Annotated in this window: 9 protein-coding genes and 1 other annotated feature; all 9 genes read left to right on the top strand. The window is 49.9% G+C overall.

The genetic code is table 11. The features are described from left to right. The 9 genes from B5G27_RS09175 (at position 1) to fusA (ending at position 13,342) form a co-directional block, all read left to right on the top strand. The gene (locus tag B5G27_RS09175) at positions 1–1,248 is read left to right on the top strand and encodes a hypothetical protein (protein WP_143449680.1); all 1,248 of its coding nucleotides are present in this window, start codon (positions 1–3) and stop codon (positions 1,246–1,248) included. Beyond that, positions 1,245–2,006 (top strand): MarR family winged helix-turn-helix transcriptional regulator, encoded by a 762-nt coding sequence (locus B5G27_RS09180; RefSeq protein WP_087178609.1) that lies wholly within the window; start codon positions 1,245–1,247, stop codon positions 2,004–2,006. The genes B5G27_RS09175 and B5G27_RS09180 overlap by 4 nt, the downstream gene beginning before the upstream one ends. Then, complete coding sequence (locus tag B5G27_RS09185) at positions 2,003–2,617, top strand: hypothetical protein (protein WP_087178610.1); 615 nt, start codon at positions 2,003–2,005, stop codon at positions 2,615–2,617. The genes B5G27_RS09180 and B5G27_RS09185 overlap by 4 nt, the downstream gene beginning before the upstream one ends. 20 nt (positions 2,618–2,637) lie before the next feature. Then, positions 2,638–2,891 (top strand) — a binding site (T-box leader). A gap of 61 nt (positions 2,892–2,952) precedes the next feature. Further along, the gene (gene proS / locus B5G27_RS09195; RefSeq protein ID WP_087178729.1) at positions 2,953–4,395 is read left to right on the top strand and encodes a proline--tRNA ligase; all 1,443 of its coding nucleotides are present in this window, start codon (positions 2,953–2,955) and stop codon (positions 4,393–4,395) included. Positions 4,396–4,433: 38 nt separating this feature from the next. Continuing rightward, positions 4,434–8,465 (top strand): DEAD/DEAH box helicase, encoded by a 4,032-nt coding sequence (locus B5G27_RS09200; protein WP_087178612.1) that lies wholly within the window; start codon positions 4,434–4,436, stop codon positions 8,463–8,465. Positions 8,466–8,654: 189 nt separating this feature from the next. Then, a complete protein-coding gene (gene cysK, locus B5G27_RS09205; protein ID WP_087178613.1) occupies positions 8,655–9,584 on the top strand; it encodes a cysteine synthase A in 930 nt (309 codons plus the stop codon). 274 nt (positions 9,585–9,858) lie between these two features. Further along, positions 9,859–10,281 (top strand): 30S ribosomal protein S12, encoded by a 423-nt coding sequence (gene rpsL / locus B5G27_RS09210; RefSeq protein WP_005608989.1) that lies wholly within the window; start codon positions 9,859–9,861, stop codon positions 10,279–10,281. 457 nt (positions 10,282–10,738) lie between these two features. After that, positions 10,739–11,209: a 30S ribosomal protein S7 gene (rpsG, locus tag B5G27_RS09215; protein ID WP_009243127.1), complete on the top strand. Its 471-nt coding sequence runs from the start codon at positions 10,739–10,741 to the stop codon at positions 11,207–11,209. A gap of 15 nt (positions 11,210–11,224) precedes the next feature. Beyond that, entirely contained in the window at positions 11,225–13,342 is a 2,118-nt protein-coding gene (fusA, locus tag B5G27_RS09220; protein ID WP_087178614.1) for an elongation factor G, read from the top strand. The last annotated feature ends 102 nt before the right edge of the window (positions 13,343–13,444 follow it).

Below are 13,444 nucleotides of genomic sequence, written 5' to 3' on the forward strand. Positions count from 1 at the left end.
ATGATAAGTGATATTGGAGAGGATTTTTCTATGGCTGTATCGCAGGTGCTTGCCCAGGATAATATCGCGATGCTGCACCTGCTCCTCTATTATATGGATCGGGGGATTGGAGATTGCTATGATCAGATGATCGGATTTGAGGATGATATTGAGGTGTGTGATGCGCTGAATGATAATTATCATGATACCGGTATTATAATTTTGAGAAAAGTGGGATGCAGATGGGAAATGCGTCAGCCGGGTAAAGGCCTGAATGGGTTGCTTCAAAATTTTTACTACATCGATCGGAACAGACTGGATGGAATGAGACTTAGAAATTATATATTGGACCGGGCCTATGTGATGAGAAGCAGAAAAACCAGTCTGAAAATCGCGGTTTCTCCCATAACCCGGGAAAAATCGGTTGAATTCAGTGCTCCTTATGAAGGAGTCAACGGAAGGACAGGGATACCTCAAAAGATGTTCCGCGTGGAAAGGGTTCTGAGTGAAAAACTGATTACGGATCAGGTGATCGAAAATATTCATATTGCCGGGGCGAAGGAGACAGATATCCTTGTGTTTCCTGAAATGCTGGGTACGGAGGAAATGCTGTGTAAGGTGATGGAAGCACTGGAAAGTGACTGGAAGACAAATGTACCAGCCCTGATTGTTTTTCCGTCTGTGTGGGAGAAAACAGAAAACGATCTGGCTAATACAAATAAGAGTTATATGATCCTGAATGGAGACGAAGTTTTGTTTGAGCAGCACAAGCGCTGTGATTATAAATATGATACAGAGGGTGGTCCGGTTTATGAGGATATTAACCGCGACAGGGATAAAAACAATATTTTGAATGTCATACATGTGGAAGGGCTTGGAAGGATATGCATAATAATCTGTTATGATTATCTTGATGAAGAAAACCAGGAGAGGATCATGAAAAATATACGGCCGACACTTGTGTGTACCCCGTCCTTTTCAACCGGGAGTTTTCATTTTAAAACTTTGGCTGAAGCTTTTTTCAAACAGAGCTGTAACCTGGTGTGGTGCAATACTTGTTCCGCAGCGCATGAGACAGATAAAGACAGAAATTTTGAAATTATAGGCCTGGTCACAACGTTGAGTAAGCAGTGTGAGCAGTTTAACCCGAATTCATTTGAACGGATTTTTGAGGGGAAAACAAAGTGTGGCAGAGAAAATTGTAAAAATTGTATTTATTATGCTGAGATTCCATTGAACAGAGACAGCGTAAAGACGGGAGAGCCATGAGAGAAGAAAGGAAATTTATTGCAGAATTAGAAAAAAGCATAAAATATGGCAGTGAGCCGATGAGCAATGCTGTGCTGGGTGCTTTTCAAAAACTATTGGTGGAAAGTACAAATACATATTTTCAGGCATATTTTGAACATGATTTTGGAGAAATCAACCGGCTGCTTCAGGAACAGCGCAGTTTGAGAAAAACATTGACAAATGAACTGAGAAACTATGCGGATCAGTCAATCGTAATATCTGCTAAGCTGGTTCAGACATATAATGTATTTCATAAGCTTTTACAGGCTGAAGAGCAAAAAAGGGAGTTCGCAGACCAGATCATATTGATTGAAAAACGATATGTAAAAGCAAGAAAAGTTTTGGTATATCTATACAGACACGCACATGTTCAGCACAAAGAACTGAAAAAGAATCTGGGAATCGCGGGAAGTACGCTCAGTGATCTGCTCAATGTGTTAAGAGATGCAGATTGTGTGGAAAAAATCGAAAGCGGAAGATGCTGCTTCTATAATCTGACAAATGCCGGACGCAAATATTTAAAGGACGTCCGGCCGGATATCGATGAAGAGTGGGACGTTGACCCGGACAGTTTCAGCGTTGCGGCCTGGAAGATTATAAGGGAAAAAGAACAGGAAGAGACATTTCCTTTGTATGCAAATTACAGACGGAAACCGGATATTGACAGATTGGATAAGAAGTGGACGGATGAAAAAAATTTTATGCGGATGTTTAGTGATGCGGGAGAGTGCCTATGAATTTATTGATAGAAAAATTTGAGCAACTGAAAGAAATTGACGATAATTGGGCGCAGACAGTACGGGAAGAACAAAAGAATGATACACCGCCTGAAAACAAGGAACTGGTCCGTGCTTTTAATGAACTTTTTTCTGTAGCAAGGGAAACTTATAAGAAAGATGCAAAACAGACGGAAAGTGTTTTTAAAACCTATATGGCAGACGACAGTTCGTGGCTGCTTGAGGATGTGATAAGTTCGCTGGAAATTTTCTTTGAGGTTTCAGAACTGAGAAAAATGCAGAGCAGTGATGAAAAAAAGGCAAAGAAAGTCATTGATTATCTGTTTGACAATGCAATCGTATATTTTGACCGGCAATTTGCGAATGCCTATGATGAATTGGGTTTTGAGACACAGGATTCCCTTTATAATACAGCCCGGGTACTGGATGGTTTGATTGGATATTATATCAGGCAGCATCTGTCCCCGAAGGCGATGAAAAGAGATCTGAGGATGGAAACAGAATTCGGTGAAGAAGTGTGCGGGTATTTAGTGCACAAGATCAGTGAAAATTACCATACTCTGCAGATGAATACACTGATGGATATGATTCGGGTTGACAATCCATCCTGAATTCGCTAAAATCACAGTTACGGACAGCGATGAACGGGATCAGTATATATGAAGGAATGCCCCAGAGAGAAGGCGGGTGGTGCGAGCCTTGAGCAGGAACATATAGAACCGGCCCGGGAGCTTCTGCATGAAAATGCAGCGCAGGCCTGCGTTAAGGGCAAAAGAGCGAACCGCGCATGCGGCTTTTCGGATGCGGCTGACCGGCTGTCAGATGAAAAGGAAAATGCAGGCGCAGTTAATTAGGGTGGTACCGCCGGGAAATCCGGTCCCTTGTTTTATGACAGGGACAGAGGATGTCCCGGCGTTTTATTTTACAGAAAAAAGGAGAAGAGAAGATGGCAAAGGAAAAGAAACTGGTACAGTCGATCACTTCCAGGGATGAGGACTTCGCGCAGTGGTATACAGACGTTGTGCGCGAGGCAAAACTCTGTGATTATTCAGGGGTAAAGGGATGTCTGAACTACCTGCCCAACGGCTATGCGCTGTGGGAGAATATCCAGGCGGACCTGGATAAGCGTTTTAAAGATACAGGTGTGGAGAATGTGTATCTTCCGGTGCTGATCCCGGAGAGCCTGCTCCAGAAGGAGAAGGATCATATCGAGGGCTTTGCGCCGGAAGTGGCGTGGGTGACACACGGCGGTATGGAGCAGCTCCAGGAGAGATTCTGCATCCGGCCCACATCTGAGACGCTGTTCTGCGATGTGTGGAGCAAGACCGTGCAGTCCTACCGCGACCTGCCGAAGGTATGGAACCAGTGGTGTTCCGTGCTCCGCTGGGAGAAGACGACAAGACCGTTCCTGCGTTCCAGGGAGTTCCTGTGGCAGGAGGGGCATACGATCCACGCTACTTATGAAGAGGCGGAAGAGCGCACAAAGATGATGTGGGAAGTGTACAAGAGTTTTGTTGAGGAAGACCTGGCGATCCCGGTCGTTGCCGGAAGGAAGACTGAGAGCGAGAAGTTCGCGGGAGCGCAGGATACTTATACGATCGAAGCGCTGATGCATGACGGGCAGGCGCTCCAGTCTGCGACAAGCCACTTCTTCGGAAACGCGTTCCCGGATGCGTTCAATATCAAATATGCGGATAAGAACAATGAGCTGCACAGCGTGTATGAGACTTCATGGGGGCTGTCCACAAGGATCATCGGGGCGATCATCATGGTACACGGCGATGACAGTGGTCTGGTGCTCCCGCCGAGGATCGCGCCGGTACAGGTGAGAGTGATCCCGATCGCGCAGCACAAAGAAGGCGTACTTGACAAAGCGAATGAGCTGCTTGACGCGCTGAAGGCAGCAGGCTACCGCGCGAAGATCGATGATTCCGAGAAGAGCCCGGGGTGGAAGTTCAGCGAGCAGGAGATGCTCGGTATCCCGGCGCGTATCGAGATCGGACCGAAAGATATCGAGAATGGACAGGTCGTAGTCGTGCGCCGCGATACGAGAGAGAAGATCGTCGTAGCGATCGATGAGATCACGACAAAGCTGGGTGAGATCCTTGAGACGATCCAGAAAGACCTGTATGCAAAGGCAAAGGCATTCCTGGACGACCACATCAGTTCAGCGACGACGATGGACGAGATGAAAGATGCTGTCCAGAATAAGAAAGGATTTGTGAAGGCAATGTGGTGCGGAGAGGAAGCATGCGAGGATGAGATCAAAGCCCAGACAGGCGGCGTGACATCCAGATGCATCCCCATGGAAGAAGAGCACCTCTCCGATGTGTGCGTGTGCTGCGGCAAACCGGCGAAGCACATGGTATATTGGGGAAGAGCATACTAAAAGCAGAGATTACGGAAAGATAAAGAGGGATACCGGTCATGTACGCCTGGGAAAAAATGTTTCAGCAGACAGCCCTGGAAAAGGGGAAAATGAAATATAAGGAGCACCGTGTGACAGAATTAAAGACAGACGGGGAAAAATACACTGCGGCTGTATTGGGACACAAGCGGCATGAGGTATCCATAACGATGCAGGATGGCAGGCCGAAACGGGGGAAATGTGACTGTCCTGTGGCAAAAGGGCGGCAGTTCTGCGCACATATGGCGGCACTGCTCTACGTGATAGAAGACGAGAAAAAACGGCAGGAAAAGAAGGAGCAGAAAGAGGACGAGGAGAAAGAACGCCGGCGCCTCGCCAGGGAAAAGAGAAAAGAAATAAAGAAGCAGCGTGAGATCGAGAAACAGCAGCTGGAGGAAGCCAGAAAGCGCGCGGCGGCAGAGGAAGCCGCCCGGGAAGAGGGACAGAAACGGGCGAAAGCGGAGAAAGAAGCCGCAGAGAAAGCGCGGAGAGAAGAACGTAGAAGGCTGGAAGAGGAAGCACGCCGCCTGGCGGATGCGCGCAGGGAGGAAGAAGAAAGAGAACGGCTGGCCCAGGAGCAGGAGCGGCTCGAGCGGGAACGCCGGGAACAGATGCGGAAGGCGGAAGAAGAGAAGGACAGCAGATATACGCTTCTCGGGGAGCCGTGGGAGGACGGTGCGGAACAGGAAGAGACAGAGCAAAATGAGTTCAGTATCATCGACCTGGAGCATTATCGGTATTTTGATATCACAAAGATCCGGGACTCTGTCCGGTTCCCTGCGGATGCGCTGAGAAATGGGAGAAGGCTTTTCCAGCAGGGTGCGGTGAAGATCACGAAAGTACGGGCGGGATTTGACCGGGAGCACGGAGAAGCTTTCGGCGAGTTTTTTACAACCGTGACGGACAGGAATACGGAGATCCCGCAGATTATCCGTTTTACGCGCACAGAGGTTATGGATTCCCGCTGCGGATGCCCGCAGTGTACCAGGAGATATTATGGCTTTTACAGCGGAGGAGAGAAATCCGTATGCCAGTATTCCGCCGCTGCCATGGATGCGCTGGAACTGTACCTGCAGAACTATGAGGTCACAGACGCAACGGATGCAAAAGGCTGGTATGTGCTGGATGCGTTCGGCGGAGAGGGAGTCCGGGAAGACCGCGGGGACGGAGACATGGACGGCGGGAAACTGCAGCTTGAGGCAAGGGTTTCCGCAGCGCAGCAGGGGCTTGAGGTGTCCTTCCGTGTCGGAAACAGTAAGATGTTTGTGATAAAAAATCTGGAAGAGTTTTGTGACAATGTACGGAACTGCGCGGACGAGACTTATGGGAAAAACACAGTATTCAACCTTGCCCGCCCGAACTTTACCGAAGAAGCAAAACAGTGGGTTGATTTTATCATGCGGGTGGAAAAGGAAAACGGGCAGGCAGTGGAGCGGACGGAAGCTGACTGGTATTACTATGGATCGAGAAGAAAAGCTTCCAGGGACCTTGATCTGTATGGCTGGAGACTGGACGCGTTTTTTGATACAGCTTCCAAAGCGGGATCAGTTGAGTATGACGCAGGCGGAAGAGGGAAGAAAAAATATGTACCGCTGAAGATGAGGGAGCAGAATCCGAAGGTCAATGTGGAGATTTCGGAGGCAAAGCTTGACGGGGGAAAAGATTTCCACGGCATTGATGTGGATATCGCCATGCCCCGGCTGTATTCCGGCCTGAATGCGGATTATTATATTGAAGGCGGTTACATGAACCGTACGGATCCGGGATTTTCCGAGAAGCTGGGCGCGCTCGCAGAGCAGGAAGAAAATGGGCATGTCGCCTTCCGGGTGGGCAGGAATTATCTGAATACATTTTATTATAATGTACTTCCACGCTTGGAAGAGATCGCCAGGATCAACGAGCACTCCCGGGAGAGGATCCGTCAGTACCTGACCCCGGAGGCGAGATTTACGTTTTATCTGGATGCGGATGAAGGCGAGGTGTTCTGCCGGATCTTTGCAGAGTATGGACAAAGGGAGTTCTCACTTGTGGAGACGCTGGCGCAGAAAACGATAAAAGAACCTTACCGGGATGCAGTGGGAGAAGGAAGGATCCTGAACAGGGCGTTGGACTGGATGCCGTATGTGGATGAAGAGAGAGACGCCTTATCTACCGGCCGGGATGAAGAGCAGGTTTACCGGGCGATGACAGAAGGGGTGGAGCAGCTCCTTCAGATGGGTGAAGTGAGATGTACGGACAGCTTTCGCAGCCGCCGGGTGATCCGCCGGGTAAAACCGCGGGTCGGAGTGTCTGTGTCCGAAGGGCTGTTGGAGCTGGAAATCTCGGCGGACGGGCTGGATCAGAAGGAGCTGCTGGACATCCTGCAGAGCTATCGGATGAAAAAGCGGTATCACAGGTTGAAGGACGGGAGTTTCGTTGGGCTGGACGATGCTGCCGTAGGGACAGTGGATGAGCTTACAGAGGCGCTTTCCCTGAAACCGGCGGATATGATAAAAGGGAAAATGCATATCCCGCTGTACCGGGCACTGTATCTGGACCGTATGCTCGCCGAAAATGACGAAGTGTACAGCAAAAGGGACTCCCATTTCCGGGAGATGGTCAAAGAGTTTAAGACCATCGACGATTCGGATTTCGAGGAGCCGTCGAGCCTCTCTGATATCCTCCGGAATTATCAGAAGGACGGCTTTAAATGGCTGCGTACACTGGAAGAATGGAACCTCGGGGGGATCCTGGCGGATGACATGGGACTGGGAAAGACGCTTCAGATCATCGCTCTCCTGCTGTCTGCAAAGCTAGAGGGACGGACAGGGACCACCCTTGTGGCAGCGCCTGCCGCCCTTGTATATAACTGGGAGGAAGAAATCCGGAAATATGCGCCGGAGCTTCGCGCAGCGGTGATCGCGGGGAATCAGGAGGAGCGGCGGGAAAAGATCGAACGGTATGGAGAATATGACGTGCTCGTGACTTCCTATGACACTCTGCGCAGAGATATTCCTTTTTATGAGGGAAAGGAATTCCGCTGCGAGGTCATTGATGAGGCGCAGTACATTAAAAACCATACAACGGCAGCAGCGAAAGCTGTGAAGGTCATAAAGAGCAGGCATCGTTTCGCGCTGACCGGAACGCCGATCGAAAACCGGCTCAGTGAGCTTTGGAGTATCTTTGATTATCTCATGCCGGGATTTCTGTATGGATATGAGACATTCCGCAGAGAGATCGAGACGCCGATCGTGAAAAACCAGGACGAGGATGTGATGAAGCGGCTGCAGAAGATGACAGGGCCTTTTATCCTGCGCAGGCTGAAGGAAAACGTACTCAGCGACCTGCCGGAAAAACTGGAAGAGACACGGTATGTGCGTTTTGACGGTGAACAGAAAAATCTGTACGATGCCCAGGTGGTCCATATGCGCGAGACGCTCGCGGGACAGGCGGAAGAAGATTTCAATAAAAACCGTTTCCAGGTGCTGGCGGAGCTGACACGCCTCCGCCAGATCTGCTGCGCTCCGTCCCTCTGTTTTGAAAATTACAGAGGGGGTTCGGCCAAGGTCGACGCATGCGTGCAGCTGATCTTAAGCGCCATCGACGGTGGACACAGGATGCTCGTGTTCTCGCAGTTCACAAGTATGCTGGAGATCCTGGAAAAAGAGCTGGATAAAGAGGAAATCCAGTATTATGTGATCACAGGGAGCACCCCGAAAGAAGAAAGGCTCCGTCTGGTGAAAGAGTACAACAGTGGCTCTGTCCCTGTATTCTTCATCTCTCTCAAAGCCGGCGGAGTAGGACTGAACCTGACCGGGGCGGACGTGGTCATCCACTATGATCCATGGTGGAACCAGGCAGTGCAGAATCAGGCAACGGACCGTGCACACCGCATCGGGCAGACAAAGAAAGTCACAGTATACAAGTTGATCGCGAAAAATACGATCGAAGAAAAGATCCAGAAGCTCCAGGAAACAAAGCAGGATCTGGCGGATCAGATCATCGGCGGCGAGACGGGCCAGCTGGCAGGGATGAGCAGAGAAGATATCCTTGCCCTGCTGGAACAGGAATAAAATGCGCGGGAATAAGGACAGAAAGCTGTTGAGCAGTTCCGAAAAGCGTCATATAATATAATAGTTCAGCCATCGGGCTGCTCAGGAGAGAAAATCATGCGCGCATGATTTTTCGAGCGGGCAGTCCGATGAGCTGAACTGTTGCAGCATGTTGGAAATAAACATTTTCAGAAAGGCAAGTGACCGAAAGTGATCTATAATAATATTCTTGAAGCAATGGGAAATACACCTCTGATCCGTCTGGAGCGCATGGCGGAGAAGGGGAGCGCCCAGATCCTCGTGAAATTCGAGGGACTGAATGTGGGAGGCTCCATAAAGACAAGGACCGCATACAATATGATCCGCGATGCGGAGGAAAAAGGACTGATCCATGAGGATACGATCATCGTAGAGCCTACCAGCGGCAATCAGGGGATCGGGCTGGCGCTGGTGGGCGCGGTGCGCGGTTATAAGACCCGGATCATCATGCCGGATTCCGTCAGCGAGGAGCGCAGGAAGCTGATGAAACATTATGGCGCGGAAGTGATCCTGATCCATGACGCGGGAAATATCGGGGCCTGCATCGAAGAGTGCCTGAATACAGCGCTTAAGATGGCAAAGGAGGATCCCAGGGTATTCGTGCCGCAGCAGTTTGAAAATCCGGCGAACCCGGCAGTGCACAGAAGCCGGACCGCGGTCGAGATCCTGGAACAGGCAGACTGTCCGATCGACGGATTCTGCTCCGGCATCGGGACTGGCGGGACGATCACCGGCATCGGTGAAGTGCTCAGAGAAAAGAACCCGCAGATCGAGATATGGGCAGTGGAGCCGGAGCACGCGGCGATCCTCTCCGGCGGTTCGATCGGGACCCATCTGCAGATGGGGATCGGCGACGGCCTGATCCCTGCGATCCTGAACACAGAGATCTATGATGATATCTGCATCGTTACGGATGAGGAAGCGATCCAGACATCCCGCGACCTGGCTGCAAAAGAAGGAATCATGTGCGGGATCTCGTCCGGCACGAATGTGGCGGCGGCTCTGAAACTGGCGAAGAAGCTCGGGGAAGGGAAGACGGTGGTCACAGTGCTGCCGGATACGGCGGAGAGGTACTTCTCCACGCCGCTGTTTGAGGAGTGAAGATAAAGAAGAAAAAAAGTGAAGAATTGGTCTGAAGCCGCAGCGTGCAGCTTTGGATCAATTTTTTTGGGAAAAATGATGGACCGGGGAAAATGATGTAATAAATTCCTGTAAAATCCCTTGACTTTCCAATTTAAACGTAATAAACTAGTCTAGCGTGCACAAAAGAGGCATCGCTCTTTTTGTGCGCTCAAATGGATAATGACAAGATTATCCGCAGCCGCCCGCGGCATGAGCCGTGAGGTAACGAATAATCCATAGGAGGTGAAAAGGAATGCCAACATTTAACCAGTTAGTTAGAAAAGGACGTCAGACTTCTGAGAAAAAGTCTACTGCACCGGCACTTCAGAAAGGATACAACTCCCTGAAGAAACGTGCGACAAACGTATCCGCACCGCAGAAGAGAGGTGTGTGTACAGCTGTTAAGACTGCTACACCGAAGAAGCCGAACTCAGCTCTGAGAAAGATCGCCAGAGTTCGTCTTTCTAACGGAATCGAAGTAACAAGCTACATCCCGGGCGAGGGACACAACCTTCAGGAGCATAGCGTTGTTATGATCCGTGGAGGAAGAGTTAAGGACCTGCCTGGTACAAGATACCACATCATCCGTGGTACACTGGATACAGCAGGTGTTGCAAAGAGACGTCAGGCTCGCTCCAAATACGGCGCGAAGAGACCGAAAGACGCTAAGAAGTAATGAACACTTAATGAGTTCAAGCGTACGCGAAGAACGAATTTAGTGTGAATACTGTTCTTCGGAACTTGGCGATGCTTTGAACACTTGGCAAGGTGTTATCGAGCCTGGTGAGAAAGCAGATACTCGGAGCGTAGCAGAGAGTATCCTCATGCGAGCCTGGTAAGAAGAACTACTTTAGCGCAAAGTAACTATAGTGTTAAATCGTATCACAAACAGAACTATGATTATCGTAGGTTGCGGTTAAGCAGAGCACTTGGCGAGGTCTTTTCGAGCCTAGTGCGAGCTTAGTTCGGCGGAACTTGGCGAGGTCCTTTCGAGCCTAGTAAGCCGAACATCTTAGATATATAAAGTCCCGCGGCCGCGAGCACATGCTATGCGATTCCATAGAGAGACACATGTGAGTACCGATGAATTAATCCCGGCAAGACCGGAAAATATGATTAAGGAGGGAAGGACCGTGCCACGTAAAGGACATACTCAGAAAAGAGATGTATTAGCGGATCCGATATACAACAATAAAGTTGTTACCAAACTTATCAACAACATCATGCTGGATGGTAAGAAAGGCGTAGCACAGAAGATTGTATACGGCGCATTTGAGAGAGTTGAGGCAAAGGCTGAGAAGCCGGCGATCGAGGTGTTCGAGGAAGCTATGAACAACATGATGCCGGTTCTGGAAGTTAAGGCAAGACGTATCGGCGGTGCAACATACCAGGTACCGATCGAGGTTCGTGCTGACAGACGCCAGGCGCTCGCTCTTCGCTGGCTGACAATGTACTCCCGTCAGAGAGGCGAGAAGACAATGGAAGAAAGGCTGGCTAATGAGATCCTCGACGCAGCGAACAACACAGGCGGCGCTGTGAAGAGAAAAGAAGACATGCACAAGATGGCAGAGGCAAACAAGGCGTTTGCTCACTATCGATTCTAATAGGAGGAAAAAACCTTGGCTGGAAGAGAATATCCATTAGAGAGAACCAGAAATATCGGTATCATGGCGCATATCGATGCGGGTAAGACAACGCTGACAGAGCGTATTCTCTACTATACCGGTGTTAACTACAAGATCGGTGATACTCACGAAGGTACTGCTACCATGGACTGGATGGAGCAGGAGCAGGAGAGAGGTATCACGATCACTTCAGCCGCTACGACATGTCACTGGACTTTGGAAGAAAAGACAAAACCGAAGCCGGGTGCACTGGAGCATCGTATCAACATCATCGATACCCCGGGACACGTTGACTTCACCGTAGAGGTTGAGCGTTCACTCCGTGTACTGGACGGCGCTGTAGGTGTTTTCTGTGCAAAGGGCGGCGTTGAGCCTCAGTCAGAGAACGTATGGCGTCAGGCAGACACATACAACGTACCGAGAATGGCATTCATCAACAAGATGGACATCCTTGGAGCTGATTTCTACAATGCAGTGGATCAGATCAAGACCAGACTCGGCAAAAACGCGATCTGTCTTCAGCTTCCGATCGGAAAAGAAGACGAATTCAAGGGAATCATCGACCTGTTCGAGATGCAGGCTTACATCTACAATGATGAGAAGGGTGATGACATCACCGTATGCGACATCCCGGAAGAAATGCAGGATGAAGCAGAACTGTATCACACAGAGCTGATCGAGAAGATCTGCGAGCTGGATGACGACCTGATGATGGAATACCTGGAGGGCGAGGAGCCGTCCGTAGATGCGCTGAAAGCCGCACTGAGAAAGGCTACATGCGAGTGTACAGCCGTTCCGGTATGCTGCGGTTCCGCATACAGAAACAAAGGTGTCCAGAAGCTTCTGGATGCGATCCTTGAGTTCATGCCTGCTCCGACAGACATCCCGGCTATCAAGGGTGTTGACGAAGACGGCAACGAAGTGGAGAGACATTCTTCCGATGACGAGCCGTTCTCCGCTCTCGTATTCAAGATCATGACAGACCCGTTCGTAGGTAAGCTTGCTTACTTCAGGGTTTACTCTGGTACAATGAACTCCGGTTCCTATGTACTGAATGCAACTAAAAATAAGAAAGAGCGTGTTGGACGTATCCTTCAGATGCATGCCAACAAGCGTGAAGAGTTGGATAAGGTTTACTCAGGAGATATCGCTGCTGCGATCGGATTTAAGATCTCCACAACAGGAGATACGATCTGTGACGAGCGTAATCCGGTAATCCTTGAGTCCATGGAATTCCCGGATCCGGTTATCGAGCTCGCGATCGAGCCGAAGACAAAGGCTTCCCAGGGCAAACTTGGTGAGTCCCTCGCGAAACTTGCTGAGGAGGACCCGACATTCCGCGCTCATACTGATCCTGAGACAGGACAGACGATCATCGCCGGAATGGGTGAGCTCCACCTGGAGATCATCGTTGACCGTCTTCTCCGTGAGTTCAAGGTTGAGGCTAACGTAGGTGCGCCTCAGGTTGCTTACAAAGAGACGATCACAAAATCCACAGATATCGACAGCAAGTACGCAAAACAGTCCGGTGGACGTGGTCAGTACGGACACTGTAAAGTTAAATTTGAGCCAATGGATGCAAACGGTGAGGAGACATACTCCTTCGAGTCTACTGTTGTCGGCGGATCTATCCCGAAGGAATACATCCCGGCCGTAGACGAAGGTATCCAGGACGCTATGAAGTCCGGTATCCTCGGAGGATTCCCGGTAGTAGGTGTTCACGCAAACTGCTACGATGGATCCTACCATGAGGTCGACTCTTCAGAAATGGCATTCCACATCGCAGGTTCCCTTGCGTTCAAGGATGCTATGAAGCAGGGCGCTCCGGTGCTCCTTGAGCCGATCATGAAGGTTGAGGTAACAATGCCAGAGGAATACATGGGCGATATCATCGGCGACCTGAACTCACGCCGCGGACGCATCGAGGGTATGGACGACCTTGGCGGCGGAAAGATCGTACGCGCGTTCGTTCCGCTTTCCGAGATGTTCGGATATTCCACAGACCTCCGTTCCAGAACACAGGGACGCGGTAACTACTCAATGTTCTTCGAGAAATACGAGCAGGTACCGAAGTCTGTACAGGAAAAAGTGTTATCCAATAAAAATGCGTAAATCGCAGAAAAAGGCTTGAAAATCGGCTAAGATTGAAATATAATCAGTCTTAGCCGAGTAAAATCGAAACCAATTAAGGGCCCGAAAACGGGTGGTAATTTT

Source organism: Lachnoclostridium sp. An76 (genome assembly GCF_002161355.1).
GTDB lineage: Bacteria > Bacillota > Clostridia > Lachnospirales > Lachnospiraceae > Mediterraneibacter > Mediterraneibacter caccavium.